This window comes from Streptomyces phaeofaciens (genome assembly GCF_014648915.1).
Classification (GTDB): Bacteria; Actinomycetota; Actinomycetes; order Streptomycetales; family Streptomycetaceae; genus Streptomyces; species Streptomyces phaeofaciens.
This window is the reverse complement of record NZ_BMSA01000001.1, coordinates 164,590-189,874: the sequence shown is the minus strand read 5'-3', so window position 1 is coordinate 189,874 and position 25,285 is coordinate 164,590. Positions and strand designations below refer to the sequence as shown.

Here is a 25,285-nt window from a genome sequence, read left to right as displayed (position 1 = left end):
GGAGTGCATGCCCATGGAAGTCGGTCTCATCGTCGGTGCGGCGGTCGGTGCCGTCCTCGCCCTGATCGGTGCGTTCAAGTTGATGTGGCGTGTCGCGGAGCCCAACGAGGCGCTCATCATCTCCGGTTCGAAGCACAAACTGGAAGGCCTGGAGGAGGGGATGGGATTCCGGATCGTCACCGGGCGGGGCACGCTCGTGACGCCCGGGATGCAGGCGGTCCGTAAGCTCTCGCTCGACCTGAACCAGACGGAACTGCACGTGGACTGCGTGACCCACCAGGGCATTCCGCTCAAGGTGCGGGGCGTGGTCATCTTCAAGGTGGGCGACGACTTCGTGTCGATCGCCAACGCGGCCCGCCGCTTCCTCGACCAGCAGAAGCTGATGGCGGAGCGCGTGCACACCGTGTTCGCCGGTCATCTGCGGGCCATCGTGGGCGGGTTGACGGTCGAGGACATGATCCGCGACCGGGAGAAGCTGACCGGGCAGGCCCGTGCCGCGTGCGGCACGGAGATGGAGAAGCTGGGCCTGATCGTGGACTCGCTCCAGATCCATGAGATCGAGGACCCGACCGGGTACATCAAGAACCTGTCCGCCCCGCATCTGGCGGCCGTGCGGCGGGACGCCCGGATCGCGCAGGCCGAGGCCGACCGGCTCGCCACCGAGGCCGAGCAGCTGGCGTTCGGGCGGATGGCCGAGGCCACCCGGGACAGCGAGATCCTCAAGGCCGGGTACCAGGCCGAGCAGGACAAGGCCAACGCCAAGGCCCGGCAGGCCGGTCCGCTCGCCGACGCCGCGGCCCGCCAGGAGGTCGTGGTCCAGGAGACGCGGGTCGCCGAACTGGAGGCGCAGCGGCGCGAGCAGCAGCTCCAGGCCGATGTCCGCAAGCCGGCCGACGCCAAGGCGTACGAGAAGCGGACGCTGGCCGAGGCCGAGCGCGACGCCCGGATCTCGGCGGCCGAGGCCAAGGCGACGGAGACCCGGTCCACCGGTGAGGCGGAGGCCGCGGCCACGCAGGCGAAGGGTCTCGCGAAGGCGGAGGCGAACCGGGCCCAGGGGCTCGCCGAGGCCGACGCGATCAAGGCCCGTGCCGCCGCCCTCGCCGAGAACCAGGAGGCCGTGGTCGCGCAGCAACTCGCGGAGAAGTGGCCGGAGATCGTCCAGGCGGGCGCGTCCGCGTTCGGCAACGTGGACAACATGGTGGTGCTCAACGGTGCCGACGGGGTGGCCGACATGTTGGCCAAGGCGCTCACCATGGGCGGGACGGGGCTGGGTCTGGCCCGTCAGCTGTTGGCCTCGATGAACCAGAACGGGCAGACCGTGAACGGCGCTTCGTCCCTCAACGGGACGGCGAACCCGCCGTCGCAGCAGGTGCGGGTCGAGGAGAAGTGACCCGCTGACGACGTGGTCACGGGGGTACCCCTTAGGGTGCCCCCGTGACCGCGTATACCGATGAAGACGTCCCGGGCCGCTCCGGCCCCACCGCCACCACCGAGGCCGACACCCGCGCGGTGGGCCGGGTCCGTACCGAGTACGCGCCCGCGCACGACGGCGACCCCGACCCCGGGGAGATCGTCTGGACCTGGGTGCCTTTCGAGGAGAACGACGGCCGGGGCAAGGACCGCCCGGTGCTCGTCGTGGCCCGTGAGGCGTCCGGCACGCTCCTGGCCGTGCAGCTCTCCAGCAAGCGCCACGACAACGACCGCGAGTGGGTGGCGATCGGCAGCGGCCCGTGGGACCGCTCCGGACGCGACTCCTGGGTGGACATCGACCGCGTCCTGCGTCTCCACGAGTCCGGCATGCGCCGCGAGGCCTGCGCCCTGGACCGGATGCGGTTCAACCTCGTCCGCCAGCGGCTGCACACGCGGTACGGCTGGACCTGAGGCCGGAGGCGGTTACTCCGCAGACCGGACGCCCTCCTGGCCGAACACCCGCTCGAACGCCCCCCGCACCACGCTGCCCGCCGTCCGGTCCAGCACCCCGAACGTCACCTGTTCGAATGTGTGGGCGAAACGACCCCCCGGGGTGAGAAGGGCGCGGAAGGCGGTCGCCACCTGGACCGGGTCGTTGCGGAACACGCCGCAGCCCCAGGCCCCCAGGACCAGGCGCCGGTAGCCGTGGGCCGCCGCCGTCTCCAGGACCCGCTCGGCGCGGACCGCCAGGGCGCCCGGCAGATCGGCCGCGCGCTCCGGGGCCGTCCGCAGCACCACGCCCGCGTTCGGCGCGGCGGCGGTCAGGAATCCGGCGGTGAAGGGCTCGTCGAGGAGCCGGCCGCGGTCGTCGCGGAAGACCGGTACGGCCGGGGAGTGGATGACCCGGTCGGTATAGAACGGGTCGCGATGGGCGCGGTGGTACGCGTAGAAGTCCGGCGCCCCGAGCAGGCAGGTGTACAGCGCGGAGGCCCGGCACAGGGCCTCCTCCTGCGCCTGGGCGCCGTTGAGGTAGCCGCCGCCGGGATTGCGGGCGGAGGCGAAGTTCAGGACGGCGACCGGCCGGTCCGCGAGGCGGCGGGCGGCCTCGGCGCTGCTCTCGCCCGTGACCTCCAGGACCGTCTCCGCCGGCGGCAGGTCCGGTACCTCGACCGGCCCCGGCCCGACCGTGCTGGTGCCGGCCCGGGCGGCCTCGACGGCCGCCGCGAGGGACACCTCGCGCCCGTCGGAGGCCCGGTAGGCGCCCGCCGCGACGATCGCCTCCGTCTCCCGTGCGATACCGCGCAGCCGTGCGCTCATGGCGCCACCCCCGTGGACGCCATGAGTGTGCGGTGCGCGGTCGCTCGCGCCCCGTCCGTCTCCCCCGTCGTGCTCATGCACGCATCGTGAGTGATCCTGGACCTGGCGTGCAACGCGTTTTCCGGCGCGGCAACACGTCGACGACACGGTCGTAAACGCCCAGGAAACAGCCTCAAACCGGCATGGAACCGGAGGCTCCCGGTCCCCAAAATCGCCGATACGCACCCTTGTGCGAATCGGGACGAGGGTCTTGGGTGGGACGAGCGATGCCGGTCGGGCCGCCCCGAGGCCCGACCGGTGGCATGGTGGAATCTCAGGAGGATCCCGACATGTCCGATTCGGCCAGCGACGGTACCGACCCGACCGACTGTACGGAGCACCGAGACGCCCTTACCGAAGCCGAGGTGGAGGCCCTCGTCAAGGGCATCTGCTTCAAGACCGGACCACCCACCACCGTGGGAATCGAGCTGGAGTGGCTGGTCCACGAGCTGCGCACACCGCGGCTCCCCGTGACACCCGAACGACTCGAGGCGGCCTACGCCGCACTGGAGAGCGTGCCCCTGGGCTCGGCGCTCACCGTCGAACCCGGCGGCCAGCTGGAACTCAGCTCGCCGCCCGCCGCCTCCCTCACCGAGTGCATCGGCATCGTCTCCGCCGACCTGGCGGCCGTCCGCGCGGCCCTGCGGGAGCAGGACCTCACCCTCACGGGCCTCGGCACGGACCCCTGGCACGTCCCCCGCCGGTATCTGCGCGAGCCGCGCTACGACGCCATGGAGGCGTGCCTGGACCGTACGGGCCCGGCAGGCCGCGCCATGATGTGCACCTCGGCCTCCGTACAGGTCTGCCTGGACGCCGGCTACGAGGAGCCCGGCCCGCTCGGACACGGACGGCGCTGGTGGCTGGCGAACACCCTGGGCGCGGTCCTGACGGCGGCCTTCGCCAACTCTCCGTTCCTCCGCGGCGTCGCCACCGGCTGGCGCTCCAGCCGGCAGCTGCTGTGGACGGAGATCGGCGCCGGCCGCGCGGGCGCCCCCGCCCTGGACGGCGATCCGCGCGCGGCCTGGGCCCGGCACGTGCTCGACGCACCGGTGATGTGCGTACGGCGCGAGAACGGCCCGTGGGACGTGCCCGAGCGGCTGACGTTCCGCGAGTGGACCCGCACCGGGGAGCCCACCCGGGCCGATCTCGACTACCACCTGACCACCCTGTTCCCCCCGGTCAGACCACGCGGCCACCTGGAGCTGCGCATGATCGACGCGCAGTCCGGCGAGGACGGCTGGATCGTTCCGGTCGCCGTGACCACGGCGCTGTTCGACGACCCCCAGGCCGCCGAGACGGCCTACCGCGCCGTGAAACCCCTGGCCGAGCGGGCGGTGCCGCTGCCCGCCCCGCACAATCCGCTGTGGATCGACGCGGCCCGCGACGGACTGACCGACCCCGAGCTGCACGAGGCCGCCGTCATCTGCTTCGCGGCGGCCCTGGAGGCCCTGCCCCGGCTCGGGGTCACCCCGGCCGTCCTGGACGCCGTCACGGCGTTCCGGGACCGCTATGTGCTGACCGGGCGCACCCCCGCCGACGACCAGCTCGACCGCCTGCGCGGCACGGACACCCGCGCGTACGGGAAGGACCTCCGCCCATGACCGAGCCCGCCCTGGACGCCGACACCCTCCGCGCCCGCGCGCTCGCCACCCTCACCACCGCCCGCGAGCGCACCACCCTCCTGACCACCTGCGTCGAGGACCCCGACCTCACCGCCCAGCACTCCCCGCTGATGTCCCCGCTGGTGTGGGACCTCGCCCACATCGGCAACCAGGAGGAGCTGTGGCTGCTGCGCACGGTGGCCGGCCGCGAGGCGATGCGCCCCGAGATCGACGGCCTGTACGACGCGTTCGAGCACCCTCGCTCCGAGCGTCCGTCGCTGCCGCTGCTGCCGCCCGCCGAGGCACGTAAGTACGCGGCGGAGGTGCGCGGCCGGGTGACGGACCTGCTGGAGTCGGCCGACTTCCACGGCACGCGGCTGACCGAGGCGGGGTTCGCCTTCGGGATGATCGCGCAGCACGAACAGCAGCACGACGAGACGATGCTGATCACCCATCAGCTCCGCACCGGCCCGCAGGCCCTGACCGCCCCCGACCCCGACCCGGCCCCGCTGTTCACCGGCCCGGCCGAAGTCCTCGTCCCCGGCGGCCCGTTCACCATGGGCACCTCCGGAGAGCCGTGGGCGCTGGACAACGAACGCCCCGCGCACCGGCGCGAGGTGGCCCCCTTCCACATCGACACCACCCCGGTCACGAACGCCGCCTACCAGACGTTCATCGACGACGGCGGCTACGACGACGAGCGCTGGTGGACGAAGGAGGGCTGGGCGCACGTCCGGCGGCACGGGCTGCACGCCCCGCTGTTCTGGCACCGGGACGGCGCGCAGTGGCTGCGCCGCCGGTTCGGGATCACCGAGGTGGTGCCGCCCGACGAGCCGGTGCTGCACGTGTGCTGGTACGAGGCCGACGCCTACGCCCGCTGGGCCGGACGCCGGCTGCCCACCGAGACCGAGTGGGAGAAGGCGGCCCGTTTCGACCCGGCGACCGGCGGCTCGATGCGCTACCCGTGGGGCGACGCCGACCCCACGCCCGAGCACGCCAACCTCGGGCAGCGCCATCTCCGCCCGGCCCCCGCCGGAAGCTATCCGCAGGGCGCGTCCCCGCTCGGCGTACGGCAGTTGATCGGCGACGTCTGGGAGTGGACGGCGAGCGACTTCCTGCCCTACCCCGGGTTCCGGGCGTTCCCGTACAAGGAGTACTCGGAGGTGTTCTTCGGCCCGGAACACAAGGTGCTGCGCGGCGGTTCGTTCGCGGTGGACCCGGTCGCCTGCCGGGGCACCTTCCGCAACTGGGACTACCCGGTGCGGCGGCAGATCTTCTCCGGGTTCCGCACCGCCCGCTCGGGGGCCGTCTGATGTGCCGTCACCTCGCCTACCTGGGACCCGACACGGCGCTCGGCAGCGTCCTCGTGGAGCCCGGGCACAGCCTGTACCGCCAGTCGTGGGCACCCCGGCGACAGCGGTACGGGACGGTCAACGCCGACGGTTTCGGGGTGGGTTGGTACGCCGAGGGCGACCCGGTGCCGGCCCGCTACCGCCGGGCCGGGCCCGTCTGGGCGGACCTGTCCTTCGCCGACCTGGCCCGGGTGGTCCGCTCGGGCGCGCTGCTGGCCGCCGTACGGGACGCGACGCTGGCCGGGGCCGACGCGGAGGCCGCCGCGGCGCCGTTCGCGGCCGGGACCTGGCTGTTCAGCCACAACGGGGCGGTCACGGGCTGGCCGCGTTCCCTGGCGGCGCTCGCCCGGACGCTGCCGGCGGCCGATGTGCTGTCGATGGAGGCACGCAACGACTCCGCGTTCGTGTGGGCCCTGGTCCTGGCCCGGCTGCGGGCCGGCGACCCCGAGGGCCAGGCGCTGACCGACACGGTCCTGGAGGTCGCCGCGGCGGCCCCCGGCTCCCGCCTCAACCTGCTCCTCACCAACGGCGACACGATCACCGCGACCGCCTGGGGCGACACCCTCTGGTACCTCACGGAGCCCGGCGTCCGCACGGTGGTGGCCTCCGAACCGTACGACGACGATCCCCGCTGGCAGGAGGTTCCCGACCGCACCCTGCTCGCGGCGAGCCGCACCGACGTCCTGCTCACCCCGCTCAAGGACCCGAGCACGCACCTGGCGCCCGCACCACCCAAGGAGACCGGCACGTGAGTCCGTTCCAGATCACCCGCACCCTCCCCGAGGACGCCACGGACGCCGCGCTGCGCGCCGACGTCCAGCGCGGTCTCACCGCCGACCCCAAGACGCTGCCGCCGAAGTGGTTCTACGACGCGCACGGCAGCGAGCTGTTCGAGCAGATCACCGAACTCCCGGAGTACTACCCGACCCGCGCCGAGCGGGAGATCCTCGTGGACCGCGCGGGCGAGATCGCCGCCGCGTCCGGCGCCCGGACCCTCGTCGAACTCGGCTCGGGCTCCTCCGAGAAGACCCGCCATCTGATCGACGCGCTCGACGGCCTGCGCACCTATGTGCCGGTCGACGTCAGCGAGAGCGCCCTCACCCAGGCCGGGCGCGCCCTGATCGCCGAGCGGCCGGGGCTGGACGTGCACGCCCTGATCGCCGACTTCACCGCACGGCTGGCCCTGCCCGACACCCCAGGCCCACGGCTCGTCGCCTTCCTCGGCGGCACCATCGGCAACCTGCTGCCGGCCGAGCGGGCCGTGTTCCTCGCCTCGGTCCGCGCACTGCTCGCGCCGGGCGACGCGCTGCTGCTCGGCACCGACCTGGTCAAGGACGAGACGGTGCTGGTCCGGGCGTACGACGACGCGGCCGGGGTGACGGCCGCGTTCAACAAGAACGTGCTGGCCGTGGTCAACCGCGAGCTGGACGCCGACTTCGATCCCGCCGCCTTCGACCACGTCGCCCTCTGGGACGCGGAGAACGAGTGGATCGAGATGCGGCTGCGCTCACGCGCCGACCAGACCGTGAAGATCCCCGCGCTGGACCTCGCCGTGGAGTTCGCGGCCGGCGAGGAACTGCGCACGGAGGTGTCCGCGAAGTTCCGGGAGGAGGGAGTGAGGAGCGAACTGTCCTCCGCCGGACTGGAGTTGACCCGCTGGTGGACCGACCGTGAGGGCCGGTTCGCGCTGTCGCTCAGCGTGGCCCGCTGAGGACGGCGGCCACCGGCCCCCGGCCGTCCGCGTCACCTCCCGCCGGATGCCGGCGGGGCGGCGCCCCCCGCCGGGGGCGCCGGGTTCGCGGGCGGCGCCGGGGCCGCGGGCTGCTGCGCGGCGTCGGGCAAGTCCGGCGCCGCGGGCGCCTGCGGAGCCGCGGGACCGGGCCGATCGGGCGTCGCCTCACGGTCGACGCTGCCGTCCAGGCAGCCCACGAAGGTGACCGGCCCGGGCCCGCGGGTGGTGCCCTGGGCGACCACGAAGTCGTCCTCGGGGTGGCTGCGCAGCAGGCACATGTCGTACCGGGCGACGGCCTGGAGGGGTTCCTGCCGGTCAGCCGCCCGGTACTCGTGACGGCCCACCAGCTGACAGGTGTCGTAACGGATCAGCGGGCCGCGCGGCCCCACGGTGTAGCGGTGGGCGCGGAGTTCGGGGGCGAAGTCCTTGAAGGCCAGCCCGGTGTCGTCGCAGTCGGTGAAGTGGACCGTGCCGCTCTTCCACTCGCAGTCGATGATCCGTGCGTCCGGGTTGCGCACCTCGAACCGGATGTCCTGGGCGTGGAAGCGTTGCACCGAGTCGTGGTGCCGGGCCACCGGGAACCGGAAGAACGTGCTGGTGGTCCCGTACTCCGCGGTGCTCTCGGGGCGGGTGCCGGTGATGATGTACGAGCCGCCGCGGCAGTTGATCGACCCGCCGTAGGGGAACTCCAGGAAGTTGCCCCACTCGTACTCGACCTTCATGTCGTTGAACCAGTAGTTGAGGAACTGGTCCTGGTCGTTGGGGTCCGTCTGTCCGCGCCGGGACAGGCCCGAGTACAGGAACGCCCGGCGGTAGCCGCCGCCGACCCGGCACGCCTCCCAGCGCATCTCGGAGTTGGTGTCGGTGCCGTCCAGGGCGAGCCCGAACTCCCACTCCCCCATCCACTCGCACTCGGTGAACCGGTAGTCCTGCGCCTGACCGGTGGAGTACGAGCTGAAGAAGGAGGCGCCCGGTGTGGCCGAGCGGAACTGCATGCCCTCGAAGGCGAGGTTCGACCAGATGTCCTCGTTGCGGCAGAGGAAGGAACCCGGTCCGGTCGGCGGCCGGAAGACGATCGTGGTCATGCGCTTGCCCGCCCCGGTGAAGCGCAGCCCGTTGGCCGGCCGCAGCGGGGCGACTCCGTCGAGCAGCGCGTTCGGGCGGGTGATGAGGAACTCGCCGGCCGGGATCTCGATCACCGTGCGCCCGACCCCGCGGGTGACCCGGGAGGCGGCGAGCGTGTAGGCGAGTTCGAACGCGGCGCTGTCGTCGGTGCGTCCGTCACCCGCCGCGCCGAGATCGGCCACGTTGATCACGCGGGCCAGCAGTTCGGAGCGGCGCGGCCGGCCGGCCCCCACCATCGGATCGCCGCGCCCCGGCCCGACGGCGGCGGACGCGCTGTGGGCGGTCAGAGCCGTGGCGGCCACGATCGTCGCTCCGCCACGCAGAAGTTGCCGACGGCTGACACGAGCCATCCCGCCTCCCCGTTCTGCCATAATTGCCTTCTTTCCAGCGGTTTTGTCGCTCAAGGAGAGAAATGACCGAGTTTGCCGAGGTACTCAGGCAGCTTTCGGCGGCACAGAAGCCTGCGAAAGGGGCTTCTCTCTACACCCGGTTCGTCAACCGTCCGGCCGGCCGTCTGCTGGCCGCGGTGGCCTTCAGGGTGGGGGCGACACCGAATCAGCTGACCGTCCTCGGTGCCCTGTTCACCTTTCCGGCCCTGGCCGCGGTGGCGCTGGTGCCGCCCGGCCCGACACTGGCCGTCTGCGTCGCCGCGTCCCTGACGGTGGGATTCGCCCTGGACGCGGCGGACGGTCAGCTCGCGCGGGGCCAGCGCTCCGGCAGCCCGTCGGGCGAATGGCTCGACCATGTCCTGGACTGCATCAAGATCGTCGCCCTCCACCTGGTGGTGCTGGTGTCGTTCTACCGCTTCTTCACCCTGCCGAGTCCGCGCTTCCTGCTGGCGCCGATGCTCTTCCAGCTCGCGGCCGTGGTGATCTTCTTCGCCGGGATCCTGACGGAGAAGCTCAAGCGCCGGACCCCGAACGACGCCCCGCCCGCCTCGCCACCGGCGCTGCGCTCCGTGCTGCTGCTGCCGGTGGACTACGGGCTGACCTGCGTCAGCTTCCTATTCCTGGGACGTCAGGACGTCTTCCTTACGGTGTACTGCGCGCTGCTCGCGGCCCATGTCCTGTTCATGGGCGCCTTCCTGGTGAAGTGGTACCGGGAGCTGCGCTGACGGGATCTCCACCGACTGCTGCGGCGCGGCGAGCATTTCCAGGGCGCTGCGCAGCTTGGTACTGGAGGTGTGCATCGTGTACGGGAAGTAGACGACGTCGACGCCGACCTCCGCGAACCGCCGCTCCAGCTCCAGCCACTTGGGCGTGCCGCGCCAGTCGTCGCCCTTGAAGATCCGGTGGAATCCGACCCGCTTCCACGTCGTGAGCTTGTCGACCTCCGACTCCACCACCGCGTCGTCGACGTAACGGACGCTGCGGACGATGTCCAGCCGCTCGGCGAGCGGGACGACCGGGGTCCTGCCCTTCAGGCGCTCGGTCAGCTCGTCGGAGGTCACCCCCGCGACCAGCCGGTCGCAGTGCCGGCGGGCCTCACGCAGGATGTTGAGGTGCCCGACGTGGAACAGGTCGTAGACGCCGGGGGCGAATCCGATGCGGATCATCGCGCGTCACCCGCCTCGCGCACGGCCGCCTCGACCGGCTGCTCCGGCTGGGTGGCGGCCGGCTGCCGCTGTGCCTCCTGCGGCTCGGTGGGCGACTGCTGCCGCGACTCGTGCGACGGTGCCGTGGCCCGCTTCGCCGGCTTCGGCACGGTCACGGTCAGGGCCTCGGACTTGGCCGAGGTGTTCGTCCCGTCCGTCACCTCGATGCGATAGGTGTGGCGCGAGCCCGCTTCCACGGTGTCGGTGTAGGTCAGCCGCGGCATGTCCCAGTAGGTGGAACGTTCCGTCTTGCGCCCCACGAGCTTCCCGTCCCGGTAGATGCGGTACGTCAGGGCGGCGTCGTCCCGGTCCCAGGTGGCGCGCCAGGCGAGGTTGACCTTGCCGGGTGTGGCGCTGTCCAGCTTGAGCGCGGGCACCTTCGGCGCTCCGGTGTCCTTGTCGCCGAAGCGGGTGAGGCCCTGCTGCGGCTTCTCGTTGACCTCGGTGAACTCGCCGCCCACCCAGAGATACCCCTTGGACACCACGAGGGCGCGGGGGCCGACCTCCTCGCCGATCCCGCCGTCGGTGTCGGGGAACCAGTGCAGGATCCTGCGGTCCTCGACCGACTGGGCCAGCAGGTGCTGGCGGTCGCCGCGCTCGGGGAACCCGCCCGGCGTCTCGTTGCAGTTGTGGGCGTGGGAGGCGCTGTAGAGGACGCCCTTGAAGGGCACCACCGACTGGGTGGCGCCGAAGCAGGTGTCCTTCCAGACCATGGTGCCGTTGGCGATCTTGCCCGCGATGCGGCCGTCGTAGATGCCCGGGCCGTGGCCCTCGGCGCCGACGAAGAAGCGGTTCTCGTCGCGGGCGATCGTCTTCACCGACGACTGCGACGGGAACCAGCCCGGATAGGTGAGCACCGTGGCGCCGGTGGTCGGGTGCAGGGCGACCAGCGAGCGGATGGGCCGTCCGTTCACCGACTCGAAGTCCCCGCCGACGAACAGTCTGTTGTGCTGCGGCGCGGCCAGCAGGGAGCGCACCGGCAGGTCGACCTCCGCCCTGAAGGGCAGCAGGGTGCCCTTGGTGTCGACGGCGGCGATCCTGGGCCGGGACTGTCCTCCGATCCGGACGAAGTCGCCGCCCAGGTACACCGTGCCGGCCGTGCTGTCGATGGCCCGGACCGTGGCGGAGACGCTCGGCTTGAACTCCTTGCGTACGGTGCAGCCCTTGGTGTTCAAGGCCGTCATGTTGGCCACCCGGTGGGATCCCACCTTGTCGAAGGAGCCGCCGATGTACAGCACCCGGCCGTCGGGCGAGGCCTTCAGGGCCCGGACGGTGTGGTTGTGCCCGGTGAACGTCGGTGCGCAGGGCAGGAGTTCACCGGTCCTGGCGTCGAACGCGGCGAAGTTGCTGCGCTTCACCTGCCGTTGGCCCGGAGCGGCGCCGGGCGGACGGACCGTCTCGAAGGACCCTCCGACGTAGACGACGCCGTTCGCGGCGGCCAGCGACCAGACGATGCCTTCCGGCTGCCAGGTGGCGAGCGCGTCGGCGGCGAACGTCGCGGGGTCGCCGCCGGCGGCCGTGGCGAAGGAGGCGTCGAGCAGGGCGGTGGAACACACGAGGGCGGTGACGGCGACCCTCGTGACCGGCTTCGATCGGAGCTTTCTCAGGCGCAAGTGGAACACCCCATGGCAGTGCGGTGAGTGGTCTGCGGAACAGGACGCCGACTGGGTGCTCATGCGGCGCGGCGGCGCAGCACCCCGACCAGCTCGCTCACTCCCAGCAACGTCCTATATCGCCACAAGCTAGTACCAAATACACACAATCCCAAGGCCATCCCCACGGCGAGTCCTGACGGGGTGTCACCTTTCAGGAGGCGGGTGGTGGTCAGGACGAGGGTGACGGCCACGCCGAGGGCGAGCGCGACGGCGTAGCCGCCGTCCACGGTCGTGAAGCCGAGGCGGCGGCGGACGAGCGCGGCCGCCACGAGGTTCTCCACCACGATGGCCGCGCCCCAGGACATCGCGGCGCCGAGCACGCCCCAGACCGGCACGGCGAGCAGTCCGACGGTCAGCTGCACCCCGAACGCGGCGGCGGTGACGGCCAGATGCCAGGAACTGCGGCCCGCCATGAGAAGCACGGTCTGCGCGTTGCCGACCGCCACGTTGACCATGGAGGCGGCGCACAGCACCACCAGCGCGGGCGCGCCGACGCCGAACTCCGGCCCGAACACGGACAGTACGGTGCCGGGGAAGGAGGCGACGAGGACGAACAGGGGCCAGGAGAACAACACGGTCCAGCAGGTCGAGACGCGGTGCAGCACCTGGGCCTGGGCGAAGTCGTCGACGGCGAGGAGCCGGCTGATCTCCGGTGCGACGGCGAGCCGGACGGCGAGCTGCACGAGGGTGCACGCGGTGACCACCCGGCCGATCGCGGTGTAGACGCCCGCCTCGCCGGCCGTGGTCAGGGCGGACAGCAGCAGGACGCCGACCCAGACCGCGCTGATGTCGAAGACGGAGGAGACCGCGCGAGGCGCCGAAAAGCCCCAGAACTCCCGCCAGGTCACGGATCCGCCGGAGGTGCCGGACCCGGGGTCGGCGGGCGCGCGGCCGGCGCGGCAGCGGCGCAGACAGACCCAGGCGGCGACGGAGCCGGCCAGCGCGGGCAGCAGCCAGGCCGAGGCGAGGGAGAGCGTCCCCGGCGCCCAGAAGGCCACGGGAACGGCGATCAGCACGCGCAGCACCGGCTTGCCGATCTGCTCCACACCGACGAACGGCACCACCGTGCCGTAGCCCCGGGTGGCGCCGAGCAGGACCATGCCCACGGTGGCGGCGGGCAGGAAGAGACCGAAGAGCCGGACCAGCGCGACGGCGTCCGCCGCGGGCAGGTCCGGCAGCAGGGCGATCGCCGGCGTGGGCGACATCAGCAGCGGTACGGCGGCCGCGGTGCCGGCGACGGCCGCCGGCAGGACGGCCGTGCGCAGCAGCGCGTCCACCGACCGGCCGTCGCCGACGGCGAGGTCGCGCGGCACGAACCGGACCAGTCCGGTGTCGGAGCCGAGCTTGCAGGTGTTGCTGAGGATGGTGAACAGGGCGACGCCCGTGAAGACCGCGCCGGCTCCGTCCGCTCCCACGGCCCGGGTGATCAGGCCGACGAGCAGGAACGAGAAGACGGCGTTCACCCCGGACCCCGCCATGCCCCACCACCCGCCCCGGGCGGCCGCGGCCACCCCGCTCGGGGCCGGAGCCCCGGGGCGGGTGGGAGCAGCCGCTTCGGGGGCGGTCACCGGCGGGAGACCGTGAGCGTGTTGTCCTGCACGGGGAGTTCCATGGCCGACGCGCCGGCGTGCGACACGGGACGGTACTTCGGACGGCGGCGCAGTCCACGCAGCCGACGGCGCGGGCGGCCCGCGTCGAGGACGGCACCGAGGAGACGGGCGCCGGCGCAGCCGATCAGCTCCTCCACCTGCCTGAGGTCGTCGCGCCGGGTGCCGTCGAGACCGGCGACCACGAGCACGCCGTCGACCCGCTGGGCGACCGCCAGCGCGTCGGCGTCCGTGAGGAACGGGCCGGCGACGACGACGGTCGTGGTGTCGCTGTCGCCCGGCAGCCGCCGGTCGCGGTCGGCGGAGCCGATGACGCGGGTGCGCGGGGCGCTGCCGCCGCCCGAGGAGAAGGCGAACCGTCCGGTGACGTCGGCGTCGACGAGGACGCTCCCGGCGGGCAGGAACGCCTCCTCCAGGGTGGGGGCCTCGTACGGCATCAGGGGCAGCCGGGCCGCGAGGTCGGACGTGTCGGGGGCGGCGTCCATGAGCAGGACCTCGCCGCCCTCGTCGGCGAGGGCCGCGGCCAGGTTGGCGGCGACCTCCTCGGCGATGTCGGAGTGCCGGGGGGCCACGACGAGCACCTGGCCGGGGCCGTCCGAACCGGCGACCTGGCGCACCCGGAAGGCCAGCGCCCGGTACGCCTCGGCGCGCAGGCCCTCGGTACGGCCGACGGTCAGCAGGGCGCCGCCGGGGCGGCCCTCGTCGGGCAGGATGCCGAGCACCGGCGCGCCCAGGGCGCCCTGTACCTCACCGACCGACCGGATCCGGTTGTCGAGGGAGGAGCGCACCCAGGCCAGCACGATGCCGAGGAGCAGTCCGCACACCAGCCCGAGGCCGAGCAGGGTGCGCATGCCGGGACCGACGGGCAGGGCGGGGGCGACGGCCCGGCGGACGACGTCACCGGCGTCGATGTCGCGGGACTTGATGTCCAGGACGCGCTTCTGGAGCGTGTAGAGCTGGCTCTGCGCGGCGGTCTTGGCGGGCGCCGTGTCATTGGCCAGCTGCTGGTTCAGGACGGCGATCTGCTGGTCCAGGGCCTGCGTGGCGCGCAGCACGGTGGCCTGGCTGCGGCTCTTGCGGTCGGCGAGGTAGGCCTCGGCGAAGGCGTTGGCGCCGCGCGCCGAGCGCTCGGGTCCGGCGGCGGTGAACTCGAAGCGGAGCACCTGGGACTTCTGCGGGTTGGTGACCCGGACCCGGGCCGCGTAGTCGTTGGCCTGGCCGTCCGGGCGGCCCAGGGCGCGCACGGCCCGCAGGGCGACGGCGGCGCTGCCCGCGATCTGCTGTTCGGTGGTCATGCTGACCTGGTTGTCGGCGCTGACGCCGACCGCGCCGAACTGGTCGAAGGTGGAGCGCACGAGGACTTCGCTGGTGGCGGTGTACGTGTGGGCGCGTTGCTGGGCCAGGGCCAGCCCGCCGAACACTCCCAGGAGGATTCCCAGCGCGATGAGCACACGGTGGCGCAGGATGCGACGCAGTTGGTCGCGTAGTTGGTCCGGCTCGTCGTACCGGTCGTCGAAGTGGATGGGGCCGGTCACGGGTGCCCTCCTGTTCCGGGGATCGATGCGTGACGGTTGGGTGCGGTCGGCATCGCCGTTGAGGGGAACCGGGATGCTCGGGCGGTGGGAGTGCTGATGAGCAGCGGGACGGCCACCAGCAGCGTGAGCGGGCCCGCGATGGCGAGCAGGCTGCCGCGCAGGAAGACCATCTGGTAGAAGGCGAAGGCCGGGACCAGCAGCGTCGCGATGACGCCGGCCCGGTCACGCAGCCGGTGCCGGATGTCGTCGACCCGCCGTCCGAACGCGCCCAGCAGACAGAACACGGCGATGACCGCGAACGGTCCGGCCCACAGGTAACTCTCGATCCACAGGGGCGCGGAGAGGTTGTGGAATTCGTAACCCGCGTACCGGGCCAGGGTGATGCCGGTGTCCTCGGGCTTCTCCGGCCACATCGAGCGCGGCACCATGAACAGCGGGGGGCCGAACACGTTCTGCGGGGAGAACCCGTCGTCGTTCGCGTGGTCGATTCCGGTCTGCACCTGCTGGTAGGCGTCGTAGTCGCCGTTGGTGGTGAACTGCTCGGAGAGCGAGACGACGGAGATGGCCTCCCGGTCGCTGTAGCGGAAGTAGTCGCTGTACGGGAAGACGAACAGCAGCGCGGCGATGAGGGCGGCCGCGCTGATCCGGAAGGCGCGGGGCCGGCACAGCCGGGGCACCGAGAACAGCAGGGTCAGCAGGACCATGCCGGCCCAGAACCGCGGTTTGCTGATGGGGTTGTTGACGACGACGTTGAGCGCCACGAGCAACGGCAGCAGCATCCAGCGCACCCCGCGCAGCCAGCGGTCGCCGCCCGGCCGCCGCGGGATGCGCAGCAGGGCCAGCAGCGCCCAGAACGCGGGCACGGACAGCGACCAGGTGAGCAGGGACCGCAGGGAGGAGTCCTCGCCGCCGGCCTCGGTGATGGCCTGCCGGCTGGTGAAGTACGCGCCCAGGCGGCCGGGTTGGCCGGCGATCAGCAGCGCCGCGAGGGCGAAGGCGAGCACGCAGAGCGTGAGCAGGCGCCAGGGCGCGATACGGCGCGAGAGGACGCGCTCGACGAGTCCGGGCGGGGCGGTGGCCGCGCGGCCCTGCTCCCGGCGGGCGGCGAGGGCCGTTCCGGCGCTGTAGGCGAGGAGTCCGAGTTCGACGACGGCCACGGCCGCGAGGGCGGTCACCCCGGTGGTGCGGTAGGACCACGGGTAGGTGTCCGAGGCAAGCATCGCGAGGGGTGCCAGGCCGAGCCAGACATAGGCGAAGACCCAGAAGCCGAAGGCGACGAACCGCACGGTGGGCGCGGTGAGCACCCGGGCGAGGGCGCCCCCGGTGTGGGCCACGACGACGCCCTGGAGGGCGAGTGCGGCCGAGCCCTGCACGCTGTGCGACTGGAGGATCAGCCCCGGCAGCACGACGGTCAGCACCACGGCCCAGACGAAGACCGCAGCCACACTGCGGACGCGAGCGTCCTGCATCCCGACCTCTCTGTCGAGCGAGTATTTAGGCTGAAACATCACTGAAAGATATATAGCGCTCATATCTCGTAAATCGGTCCAGGCGCGCACGAATCAATCAGTTCGGCGGGCGAGTCCCCGAACAGAGTCATCGAGGTGACGTGCACGATCGGGCGCGGCGCGCCATTTACCCCATATCGTGACAAATGTGTATTGCTTATGGACGCCGGTCGCACTGACCGTGCATCAGATCTCCGGAATGCCAGAGGAGTTGTGCCATGAGCAAGCAGGTCGACGTCGTCGTCGCCGGGGGCGGGGGATTCATCGGTGGTCATCTCGTGGGCGACCTCCTTGCCCAGGGACTGACCGTCCGCTCGATCGACATCAAGCCCCGGCACGAGTGGTACCAGGTGCACCCCGACGCCGAGAACGTGGTCGACGACCTCTCGCTCCTGGAGCGCGCCCGCGCGGGCGTCCGGGACGCCGGCCAGGTGTACATGCTCGCGGCCGACATGGGCGGCATGGGATTCATCGAGAACAACAAGGCCGCCTGCATGCTGTCGGTCCTCACCAGCACCCACATGCTGCGCGCGGCGCACGAGGCCGGTGTGGAGCGCTACTTCTACTCCTCCTCCGCCTGCGTGTACGCCGCCGGCAAGCAGACCGACCCGAACGTCACCGCGCTGCGCGAGGAGGACGCCTACCCGGCGCAGCCCGAGGACGGCTACGGCTGGGAGAAGCTGTTCTCCGAGCGCATGTGCCGCCACTACGCCGAGGACTACGGGTTCGTCACCCGCGTCGCCCGCTACCACAACGTGTACGGCCCGCACGGCACCTGGACCGGCGGCCGTGAGAAGGCCCCGGCCGCGGTGTGCCGGAAGGTGGCCCAGGCGGTCCTCTCCGGTGACCACCGGATCGAGATCTGGGGCGACGGCGAGCAGAGCCGTTCCTTCATGTACATCGACGACTGCCTGCACGGCAGCCAGATGATCATGCGCGGGGACAGTGGCGAGCCGGTCAACCTGGGCTCCTCGGAGCTGGTGACCATCAACCAGCTCGTCGACATGGTCGAGCGGATCGCGGGTGTGCGCTGCGAGCGCAGCCACCGCCTCGACGCCCCGCAGGGCGTCCGCGGCCGCAACTCCGACAACACCCTGATCCGCGAGATCCACGGCTGGGAGCCCTCGGTCGCCCTGCTCGACGGCCTCGAGAAGACGTACGCCTGGGTCTACGACCAGGTCAAGCGCTCCCAGCAGTGACGGCCGGCCGACTACCAGGACAGGGAGAACCGATGCGGATCCTCGTCCACGACTACAGCGGCCATCCGTTCCAGGCCCAGCTGAGCCGGGAGCTGGCGCGCCGCGGTCACGACGTCGTCCACTCGACGTGCGCGGCGTACGTCTCCGGCAAGGGCAACCTCGCCGGGGACACCCCCGGTCTGCGCTTCGCCACCATCGGCGACGGCACCGCCCTGAAGAAGGACGCCTACGTCCGCCGGCTCCGCCAGGAGACCCTGCTGGGTCTCGAACTGGCCCGGCAGGTACGGCGGGAGAAGCCCGATGTGGCGCTGCTGTCCAACCTGCCGATCCCGGTGCTGGTGGTGGCGGCGGCCGTGCTGCGGCGGCTGCGCATCCCGTGGGTGCTGTGGCACCAGGACGTGACCGCGGTGGCCCTCAAGAGCTTCGCCGCCGAGGGCGTCGCACGGTCGATGGGCGTCGCCGCCAAGGTCTTCGGGGCGGGCGAGAAGTGGTCGGCTCGGCGGGCCGCGGCCGTGGTGGTGATCGCCGACTCGTTCCTGCGGATCCACCGGGAGTGGGGCACCGCCGACAAGGTCACCGTCATCCCCAACTGGGCGCCGCTGGACGAGATCGTCCCGGTGGACCGGGCCAACGCCTGGTCGGCCGAGCAGGGTCTGAACGGCGTGCGGACGGTGCTGTACTCCGGCACCCTCGGCCTGAAGCACGATCCGGCGCTGCTGGTGCGGCTGGCCGAGCGGCTGCGCCGGGACGGCACTCCGGTCCGGCTGGTCGTCGTCAACGACGGCCCGGCGGTGCCCGTGCTCAGGGAGGCCGCGGCCGCCCGGGGCGTGGACCTGACCCTGCTGCCCTTCCAGCCCTACGAGCGGCTGCCCGAGGTGCTGGGCACGGGCGACCTGCTCGTCGTCCTGCTGGGGGCGGACGCCGGGGAGTTCTCGGTGCCGTCCAAGACCCTGTCGTACCTGTGCGCCGGGCGCCCCGTGCTCGGTCTGATGCCCGCCGGGAACCTGGCCGCGCGGCTGCTGCGGCAGGCGGGGTCGGCGGTCTTCCCGCCGGAGGAGTCCGCCCTCGGCGACGCCTGCGCCTGGGCCCGCGAGATCCTGTCCGACCCGGCGCGCGCCGAGGCGCTGGGCAAGGAGAGCCGCGCCCTGGCCGAGCGGGAGTTCGCCCTGGAGGACTGCGCCTCGCGCTTCGAGGACATCCTCCGGTCGGTGAGTCTCCTCCCGGTGCGCTGAACCGGGTGGGCGCTCTCCGGCGGTCGGTCCGGCCGCGAACGGCGGCCGGACCGACCGCTGTGGTCATCCGTGCGCCGGCCGGTCCCGGTACAGCTCCTCCAGCCGGTCCACGACCGCGCGGATGGAGAACACCTCGTCGATCGCGCGGCGCCCGGCCCGGGCCAGCTCGCCGCGCAGGTCCGCGTCGGCGAGCAGCCGGCCCACCGCGTCCGCCAGTTCCTCGGGGCTGCCGTCGGTGACCAGCGCCGCGTTCCTGCCCGCCAGTTCGGCGGCGATACCGCTGCTGTCCGTGCACACGACGGGAGTTCCCTCGGCCAGGGCCTCCAGAACCGTCATCGGGAACGGCTCCTGCACACTCGGCAGCACGTACACGGCCGCCCGGCGATAGGCCGCCAGGGCCGCGGGGTGCGCGAGCGCGCCGCCGTAGGAGACCACGTCGGTCAGTCCGCGGTCGGCGATCAGCCGGCGCACCGTCGGCAGGGATCCCTCGTCGGCCCCGTAGAGCGTGAACCGGGCCCCGGTGTGCTCCTTGTGGACCAGCGCGGCCATCTCGACGAACGCCTCGGGGCGTTTGCGCGGGTGCAGCCGGGCCAGGAAGATCACCTCGTGGTCGCCGCGCGTCCCGGTGCCGTCCTCCTCGGGGGCGCAGCGCAGGCCGTTGGGCAGGGTCACCAGCGGCGGGCCGTCCGGGCCCAGCACCGCGGCCAGTTCCCGGCGTTCGCGCTCGGTGAGCACGAGGGCGCCGCGCGCCCGGCGCAGCAGGGGCACGAACGCCCGGTCGAAGAGGCGCGCGACCGTCCCGGTGCGGGGTTCGACCATGCCGTGCGTCTGGGTGACGAAGTCCTTGCGGCGCAGCCGGGCGACGGCGAGCCCGGCGAGGGAGACGAGGTCACGGCCGGCGTGGAGGTGCACGACGTCCGCGCGGCCCATGGCCCGCCACAGGTCCCTCAGCAGCAGGGGGTGCATCAGCCCGAGGCAGCCCCGGCCGGGGACGACCCGCCAGGCCGGGCGGGAGACGAAGGGGACGCCGGCCAGGCGCCGCGCGGCCGGTGCCCTGCCGCGCCACAGCGACACCAGCGTCACGTCGTGCCCGCGCGCGGCGCACTCCTCGAGCTGGGCGACCGCCACGCTCGTCGGACCGCCGAACGCGCCGTCGTCGCTGACCAGGGTGACCACGTGGACGATTCTCATGCCGGGATCTCCTTCACGGGTGCCGCGGTCGACGCGGTGGAGCGGGAGGTGGCGGCCGAGCCGCTCGTCAGGACCGCGCCCGGCGCCAGGTCGTGGTGGGCGACGGCACCGGCCCCCACCACCGCGCCCCGGCCGACGGTCACCCCGCGCAGCACGACCGCGCGGGCCGCGACCCAGCTGCCCGGCTCCAGCCGGATGGGGCCGTTGTCGAACTCGAAGGTGGCGGACCGGCGGCGGTGGCTCCCGGTGCACAGCAGCGCGCTCTGCGAGACGCAGCAGTCGCTGCCGATGGTGACGGGTTCGAGGTTGAGGATCCAGGCGTCCTCGCCGATCCAGACGTCGTCGCCGATGTCCAGCTTCCACGGCCAGTGGACCCGCACCCCGCGCCGGATCAGCACCCGCTGTCCGACGCGGGCGCCGAAGGCGCGCAGCAGGACGGGCCGCCAGCGGGCCGGGAACCACCACTTGACGAAGAGCAGATGGAGCGCGGCGAACCAGGCGGCCTGGATCAGCGGCGGGCGCCCCTTGTCGTACCCGGCACCGGTGAAGCCGCGCAGGGACCGCGGCACGGCCGCGGGCTGGGCGGATGTGGTCTGTACCATGACGCGATCCTTCACGCCCCCGGGGGCGGATCACTCCGGTTCCCCGCGTGTTGACGGCAGTCGTGCCCGGATGGCGGACGCGGCCGGACGACGGCCGTGCCCCGGACGGCGCACGGCCCACGACACGGATGCGGCCCCCCGGCGGAGGGCCGCATCCGTATGCGTGTGCGTGTCCGTACGTGACAGTGTCCGTACGTGTCCGTGTCCGTGTCCGTGTCCGTACGCGCGGGTGTCCGTGTACGTGGTCAGTAGGCGCCCTGGCCGTCCAGTACCGCGCGCAGGGTGCGGGCCATGACGTTCATGTCCCCGGCCAGCGACCAGTTGTCGACGTAGCGCAGGTCGAGCGCGACGGTCTCGCGCCAGGACAGGTCGGAGCGTCCGCTGACCTGCCACAGTCCGGTCAGGCCCGGCTTGATGCTGAGCCGGCGCATCTCGACGCCGTTGTACTTGACGACCTCCTCGGGCAGTGGCGGGCGCGGCCCGACGAGGGACATGTGGCCGAAGAGGATGTTGAACAGCTGGGGCAGCTCGTCCAGCGAGTATCGGCGCAGGATCCGTCCCACCCCGGTGACCCGGGGATCGCGCCGCATCTTGAACATGTGCCCGTCGTTCTCGTTCTGTGCCTCCAGTCCGCTCTTGAGCCGGTCCGCGTCGACCACCATGGTGCGGAACTTCCACATGGCGAAGTGCTTCCCGTGCCGGCCGACCCGGGTCTGCCGGTACAGGATCGGGCCGGGCGAGCCGAGCCGGACGGCCAGCGCCAGCAGGGACAGCAGCGGCGAGAGCAGCACGATCAGGGTCAGGGCGCCGGCCCGGTCGACCGCGGACTTCGTCATGGTGTGCATCCCGCGCTGCAAAGGCGGCGCGATGTGCAGCAGGGTGAGTCCGGCCGCCGAGGTCAGCCGCACCCGCCGGCGGGCCACGTCGGTGATGCCGGGCAGCACCATCAGCGAGCGGCCCCGGTCGTGCAGGGTCCAGGACAGCCGGCGCATCCGGTCCCCGGACATCAGCCGGCCGGGGACCACGAAGACCAGGTCGGCCGCGACCTCGTCGGCGGCCGCGAGGACGGCCGAGGCGTCCGCGTCGGGTGCCTCGGGCTGCTCGCCGGACAGCCGTACGTACTCCGGCACCCCGGAGCGCACCTCGCCGTCGCCCACCGGGCAGGCGCCGACGACGACGTACTCGTGGTCGGTGCGCTGGGCCAGCTGCTCGACGACTGCGTCGACCGTGGGGGCCTCGCCGACGACCACCACATGGCGCAGGGCCCGGGCGTTGCGGCGCGCGGCCAGCAGATGACGGTGAATCGTCTTCTGGCAGACGCCGGTGAGGACGAGCGCCGGGATCAGGGCCGTGAACGCGTTGGCGGGCACGCTGTCCAGCCCGCACACCACCCGCAGCGTCGCGAGCGCGCCGACGAGGACCAGCCAGTCCCGTATCACGGCCCTGAGGCCGCCTCCGTCACCCCAGGCCAGTGGGGTGTACCGCTTGCTGACCACCCCGATGAGCGGCCACAGCAGGGCCGCCGTGGCCGCCAGGCGCATCGGATGGGGTTCCTGGACCTCCACGAACGCAGCCGCGACGGGCAGGCCCGCGGCGATGACGTCCACGCACACCGCCGCGGGGCGGTACCAGCCCGCCCGTGTCTCCTCGCGCCGGACAGGCGGGCGCGCCACGGGGATCGTTGCCTGTCTGGACATCGGGACTCCGAATAGCCGCATGGTCTCCTTCAAACCCCCAATCACGGATGGCGGGCGTGCCCGTACGGACCACCGATGCGCACGGTCACGCCCTTCACGTGATCCTTATATCATCGGATGGATACCAATATCGGACTTTTCAACCGTGGTTGTGCGCGCCTGGCACGAAGGGCCGAGTGCCGGTTCCACGCATGGCGGCACGGCGCGGCTTGGGGCACCGTGGAGTGACGCGTGACGCATGTGACGCCGCCGTCGCGGCCGAGAGGAGCACCTGATGTCGAACCACACCTACCGGGTCACGGAGATCGTCGGCACCTCGCCGGAGGGCGTCGACCAGGCCGTCCGCAACGGCATCACCCGCGCCTCACAGACCCTGCGCAACCTGGACTGGTTCGAGGTGACCCAGGTGCGGGGGCAGATCGAGGACGGCGACATCGCCCACTGGCAGGTGGGGCTGAAGGTGGGCTTCCGCCTGGACGAGACGGACTGACGGCACGGCCCGCGGGACTACGTCCGTCCGTCCCGCTCCTGAGCCGTCCTCAGCTCGGCGGAGGGAGCACTCCAGCGCGCCCGGACGACGGTGAATCCGGCCTGTGCGGCGTCGGCGCACACCAGTTCGTCGTCGTCCACCAGCACCCGCACCTCCCGGTTCCGGGCGAGCCGGCGCAGGATCTCCAGCTTGGTGCGCCGGGCGGGCCGGCGGTCGTGGTCGCGCCGCATGTGCACCCGCCCCTGGGGCAGCCCGTGCGCGGCGAGCCAGTCCAGGGTGTCCGCCCGGCAGCGCTCGGGCCGGCCGGTGAGGTAGACGACCTCGCACTCCTCGGCGCTCGCCACGGCGAGCGCGACCCCCTCGGGGATCGGCGGGTCCTGCGGCGCGGCGGCGAAGAACGCGTCCCAGTCGCGCGGCCGGCCCTCCAGGAACCGTTGCCGGTGGGCCGTGTCGGCCAGGGTGTTGTCCAGATCGAACACGGCGAGCGGCCGTCTGCTGCTGTCGGTCACACCGCCCACCCTAATCAGACACCCTGACTATCCTGAGAACGGAGGGTCCTGCTCGCGGCGAGCGAGAAGGGAGCCGCGTGTGACTGGGCGGACGGCCGGACAGGCGGCCACGGAGACGGACACCGCAGCGGATTCGGCGGCGGACACGGACGCACTGCGCCTGGCGCGGGCCGCCGTGGCCCGCGAGACCTGGGCCGACGCCTACCGTCTGCTGTCCGCCCTGGACCCCGCCCGGCTCACCCCCGACGACCACGCCGGCTTCGCGGACGCCGCCTGGTGGACCAGCCGGATCGAGGAGTCCATCGTCCACCGCACCCACGCCTACTCCGGGTACGCCGCCCAGGGCGCCGCCCGCCGGGCCGGACTCATGGCCTGGCTCCTCTTCTACGAGCACCAACTGGCCGGCCGCTCGGCGGTCGCCGCCGGCTGGCTGCGCCGGGCCCGCCGGCACCTCGGCGGCGAGCCCGAGTGCGCCGAACAGTGCTACCTCGCGTGGATGGACACGGAGGCGGCCCAGCGGCGCGGCGCGTTCGACGAGGCGATGGGCTGCGCGCGGCGCATGGCCGCCGTCGCCCGCCGCTGCGGCAGCCCCGACCTGTCCGCGATGAGCGTCCAGGCGCAGGCGTCCGTACTGGTGGCGCGCGGGCGGGTCGCCGAGGGGCTCGACCTGCTCGACGACGCGATGTGCGCGGCCGCGGCGGGCGAACTGTCCTCCTTCTTCACCGGCTGGGTGTACTGCCTGGGCCTCCAGCAGTGCATGGCCTGCGCCGACCTCGGACGTGCCGCCGAATGGACCGACGCGGCGATGCGGTGGTGCGCGTCGATGCCCGCGGAGAACAACTTCCGCGGCCTGTGCCGGGTCCACCGGGTGCAGGTGCTGGAGCTGCGGGGCGACTGGGACCGGGCGCTCACCGAGGCCGTCCGCACCTGCGAGGAACTGCCGCCGCACGAGACGTGGCCCGCCGGCGAGGTGTTCTACCTGGTCGGCGAGGTCCGGCGGCGGCGCGGTGAGCCGGCCGAGGCCGAGACGGCCTACGACCGGGCGCACCAGCTGGGACGTGATCCACAGCCCGGTCTTGCGCTGCTGCTGCTCGCCCGGGGCAAGGCCGAGGCCTCGGCCGCCGCCCTCGCCCACCACCGCGCCGGCGACGGCCGGCTGGAACGGTGCCGGCTGCTCGCCGCCCGCGTGGAGGTGGCGCTGGCCCTCGGCCGGCTCGACGAGGCCCGGACCGCGGCCGGGGAACTCGAGGCGCTGGCCCGGGAGTGGCAGCGGCTGTGCGGCTCGGCGGCGACGCTGCCGCACGCCTGTGCCGCGTCGGCGGGCGGGGCGGTGGCGTTCGCGGCCGGCGACCTCGACGGCGCGCAGGTCCTGCTGCACCGGGCGCTGGCGCTCTGGCTGGACCTCGGCGTGCCGTACGAGGCGGCGCAGGCGCGGATGACGCTGGCCGCGGCCGACCGGGCCGCCGGTGACGAGGAGGGGGCCCGGCTCGAGCTGCGGGCCGCTCACCGGACCTTCGGGCAGCTGGGCGCCGTACCGGACGTACGCCGGGCGGCGGCGCTGCTCACGGCGGGGCGCGGGCGGCCGCCGGGCGGGCTCACCGACCGTGAGGTGCAGGTGCTGCGGCTGGTGGCGGCGGGCCGCACCAACCGGGCCGTCGCGGCCCAGCTCACGATCAGCGAGCACACGGTCGCCCGGCACCTGAACAACATCTTCGCCAAGCTCGACGTCTCCTCGCGGGCCGCGGCGACCGCGTACGCCTGCACGCACGGGCTGGTCTGAGCGCCGTATGGGCCGTTCTGCCCATGCCCGGGCCGCCGGACATGGGCGATTCCGGCGATGAGCGGGCCGCGCGGCGGGCGTAGACCGGTGGTGTACCCCTCTCCTACCGG

At 72.7% G+C, this 25,285-nt stretch carries 21 protein-coding genes and 1 pseudogene; 11 read left to right on the top strand and 11 right to left on the bottom strand.

Going from position 1 to position 25,285, the window contains the following annotated elements:
• Positions 1-7 precede the first annotated feature (7 nt).
• On the top strand, positions 8-1,390 hold the full coding sequence (locus IE275_RS00830; RefSeq protein ID WP_189706344.1) for a flotillin family protein: 1,383 nt from the start codon (positions 8-10) through the stop codon (positions 1,388-1,390).
• Positions 1,391-1,434: 44 nt separating this feature from the next.
• Positions 1,435-1,881 carry a type II toxin-antitoxin system PemK/MazF family toxin gene (locus IE275_RS00825; protein WP_189706342.1) on the top strand — a complete coding sequence of 149 codons (447 nt, stop codon included), beginning with the start codon at positions 1,435-1,437 and terminating at the stop codon, positions 1,879-1,881.
• A 12-nt stretch (positions 1,882-1,893) separates the two neighbouring features.
• Here the strand turns inward: IE275_RS00825 and IE275_RS00820 are convergent, their stop codons facing one another.
• Positions 1,894-2,727: a TIGR02452 family protein gene (locus IE275_RS00820; RefSeq protein ID WP_189706340.1), complete on the bottom strand. Its 834-nt coding sequence runs from the start codon at positions 2,725-2,727 to the stop codon at positions 1,894-1,896.
• A 329-nt stretch (positions 2,728-3,056) separates the two neighbouring features.
• Here IE275_RS00820 and egtA point away from each other — a divergent pair, with 329 nt between their 5' ends.
• Genes egtA through egtD form a run of 4 tightly spaced genes read left to right on the top strand, consistent with a single transcriptional unit; the run spans position 3,057 to position 7,430 of the window.
• The gene (gene egtA / locus IE275_RS00815; protein WP_189706338.1) at positions 3,057-4,367 is read left to right on the top strand and encodes an ergothioneine biosynthesis glutamate--cysteine ligase EgtA; all 1,311 of its coding nucleotides are present in this window, start codon (positions 3,057-3,059) and stop codon (positions 4,365-4,367) included.
• The gene (gene egtB, locus IE275_RS00810) at positions 4,364-5,680 is read left to right on the top strand and encodes an ergothioneine biosynthesis protein EgtB (RefSeq protein ID WP_189706336.1); all 1,317 of its coding nucleotides are present in this window, start codon (positions 4,364-4,366) and stop codon (positions 5,678-5,680) included. Before egtA ends, egtB begins: the two co-directional genes overlap by 4 nt.
• Positions 5,680-6,471: an ergothioneine biosynthesis protein EgtC gene (egtC, locus tag IE275_RS00805; protein ID WP_189706334.1), complete on the top strand. Its 792-nt coding sequence runs from the start codon at positions 5,680-5,682 to the stop codon at positions 6,469-6,471. Before egtB ends, egtC begins: the two co-directional genes overlap by 1 nt.
• Positions 6,468-7,430: an L-histidine N(alpha)-methyltransferase gene (gene egtD, locus IE275_RS00800; RefSeq protein WP_189706332.1), complete on the top strand. Its 963-nt coding sequence runs from the start codon at positions 6,468-6,470 to the stop codon at positions 7,428-7,430. Before egtC ends, egtD begins: the two co-directional genes overlap by 4 nt.
• A gap of 32 nt (positions 7,431-7,462) precedes the next feature.
• Here the strand turns inward: egtD and IE275_RS00795 are convergent, their stop codons facing one another.
• On the bottom strand, positions 7,463-8,878 hold the full coding sequence (locus IE275_RS00795; RefSeq protein WP_229870036.1) for a glycosyl hydrolase family 28-related protein: 1,416 nt from the start codon (positions 8,876-8,878) through the stop codon (positions 7,463-7,465).
• Positions 8,879-8,988: 110 nt separating this feature from the next.
• Between IE275_RS00795 and IE275_RS00790 the strand changes: the two genes are divergently transcribed.
• Positions 8,989-9,690, top strand: coding sequence for a CDP-alcohol phosphatidyltransferase family protein (locus IE275_RS00790; RefSeq protein WP_189706327.1), 702 nt, complete (start codon positions 8,989-8,991; stop codon positions 9,688-9,690).
• Here the strand turns inward: IE275_RS00790 and IE275_RS00785 are convergent.
• The 5 genes and pseudogenes from IE275_RS00785 to IE275_RS00765 form a co-directional block, all read right to left on the bottom strand.
• Positions 9,691-10,131 (bottom strand): annotated as a pseudogene (locus IE275_RS00785) (FAD synthase family protein); the annotation flags it as partial.
• Positions 10,128-11,726 carry a fibronectin type III domain-containing protein gene (locus IE275_RS00780; RefSeq protein WP_229870035.1) on the bottom strand — a complete coding sequence of 533 codons (1,599 nt, stop codon included), beginning with the start codon at positions 11,724-11,726 and terminating at the stop codon, positions 10,128-10,130. The gene IE275_RS00780 and the pseudogene IE275_RS00785, both read right to left, overlap by 4 nt.
• Before the next feature lie 116 nt (positions 11,727-11,842).
• Entirely contained in the window at positions 11,843-13,393 is a 1,551-nt protein-coding gene (locus IE275_RS00775) for an oligosaccharide flippase family protein (protein WP_189706323.1), read from the bottom strand.
• Entirely contained in the window at positions 13,390-14,967 is a 1,578-nt protein-coding gene (locus IE275_RS00770; RefSeq protein WP_189706321.1) for a hypothetical protein, read from the bottom strand. Before IE275_RS00770 ends, IE275_RS00775 begins: the two co-directional genes overlap by 4 nt.
• Positions 14,964-16,436 (bottom strand): hypothetical protein, encoded by a 1,473-nt coding sequence (locus IE275_RS00765; protein WP_229870034.1) that lies wholly within the window; start codon positions 16,434-16,436, stop codon positions 14,964-14,966. Before IE275_RS00765 ends, IE275_RS00770 begins: the two co-directional genes overlap by 4 nt.
• 257 nt (positions 16,437-16,693) lie before the next feature.
• Here IE275_RS00765 and IE275_RS00760 point away from each other — a divergent pair, with 257 nt between their 5' ends.
• Both IE275_RS00760 and IE275_RS00755 read left to right on the top strand, forming a co-directional pair.
• On the top strand, positions 16,694-17,674 hold the full coding sequence (locus IE275_RS00760; RefSeq protein WP_189706319.1) for an NAD-dependent epimerase/dehydratase family protein: 981 nt from the start codon (positions 16,694-16,696) through the stop codon (positions 17,672-17,674).
• A gap of 32 nt (positions 17,675-17,706) precedes the next feature.
• A complete protein-coding gene (locus IE275_RS00755; protein ID WP_189706317.1) occupies positions 17,707-18,906 on the top strand; it encodes a glycosyltransferase family 4 protein in 1,200 nt (399 codons plus the stop codon).
• Positions 18,907-18,969: 63 nt separating this feature from the next.
• On the opposite strand, the gene IE275_RS00750 is transcribed toward IE275_RS00755, so the two are convergent.
• The 3 genes from IE275_RS00750 to IE275_RS00740 all read right to left on the bottom strand — a co-directional run bounded on the left by IE275_RS00750 (position 18,970) and on the right by IE275_RS00740 (position 22,396).
• On the bottom strand, positions 18,970-20,097 hold the full coding sequence (locus IE275_RS00750) for a glycosyltransferase (protein ID WP_189706314.1): 1,128 nt from the start codon (positions 20,095-20,097) through the stop codon (positions 18,970-18,972).
• On the bottom strand, positions 20,094-20,699 hold the full coding sequence (locus tag IE275_RS00745) for a DapH/DapD/GlmU-related protein (RefSeq protein WP_189706312.1): 606 nt from the start codon (positions 20,697-20,699) through the stop codon (positions 20,094-20,096). Before IE275_RS00745 ends, IE275_RS00750 begins: the two co-directional genes overlap by 4 nt.
• A 245-nt stretch (positions 20,700-20,944) precedes the next feature.
• On the bottom strand, positions 20,945-22,396 hold the full coding sequence (locus tag IE275_RS00740) for an exopolysaccharide biosynthesis polyprenyl glycosylphosphotransferase (RefSeq protein WP_189706310.1): 1,452 nt from the start codon (positions 22,394-22,396) through the stop codon (positions 20,945-20,947).
• 274 nt (positions 22,397-22,670) lie between these two features.
• Between IE275_RS00740 and IE275_RS00735 the strand changes: the two genes are divergently transcribed.
• The gene (locus tag IE275_RS00735; protein ID WP_189706308.1) at positions 22,671-22,886 is read left to right on the top strand and encodes a dodecin; all 216 of its coding nucleotides are present in this window, start codon (positions 22,671-22,673) and stop codon (positions 22,884-22,886) included.
• Positions 22,887-22,903: 17 nt separating this feature from the next.
• Here IE275_RS00735 and IE275_RS00730 read toward each other — a convergent pair whose 3' ends face one another.
• Positions 22,904-23,395, bottom strand: coding sequence for a phosphatase domain-containing protein (locus IE275_RS00730; protein ID WP_189706306.1), 492 nt, complete (start codon positions 23,393-23,395; stop codon positions 22,904-22,906).
• A 79-nt stretch (positions 23,396-23,474) separates the two neighbouring features.
• On the opposite strand from IE275_RS00730, the gene IE275_RS00725 reads away from it, so the two are divergent.
• On the top strand, positions 23,475-25,175 hold the full coding sequence (locus IE275_RS00725; protein ID WP_189706303.1) for a LuxR family transcriptional regulator: 1,701 nt from the start codon (positions 23,475-23,477) through the stop codon (positions 25,173-25,175).
• The last annotated feature ends 110 nt before the right edge of the window (positions 25,176-25,285 follow it).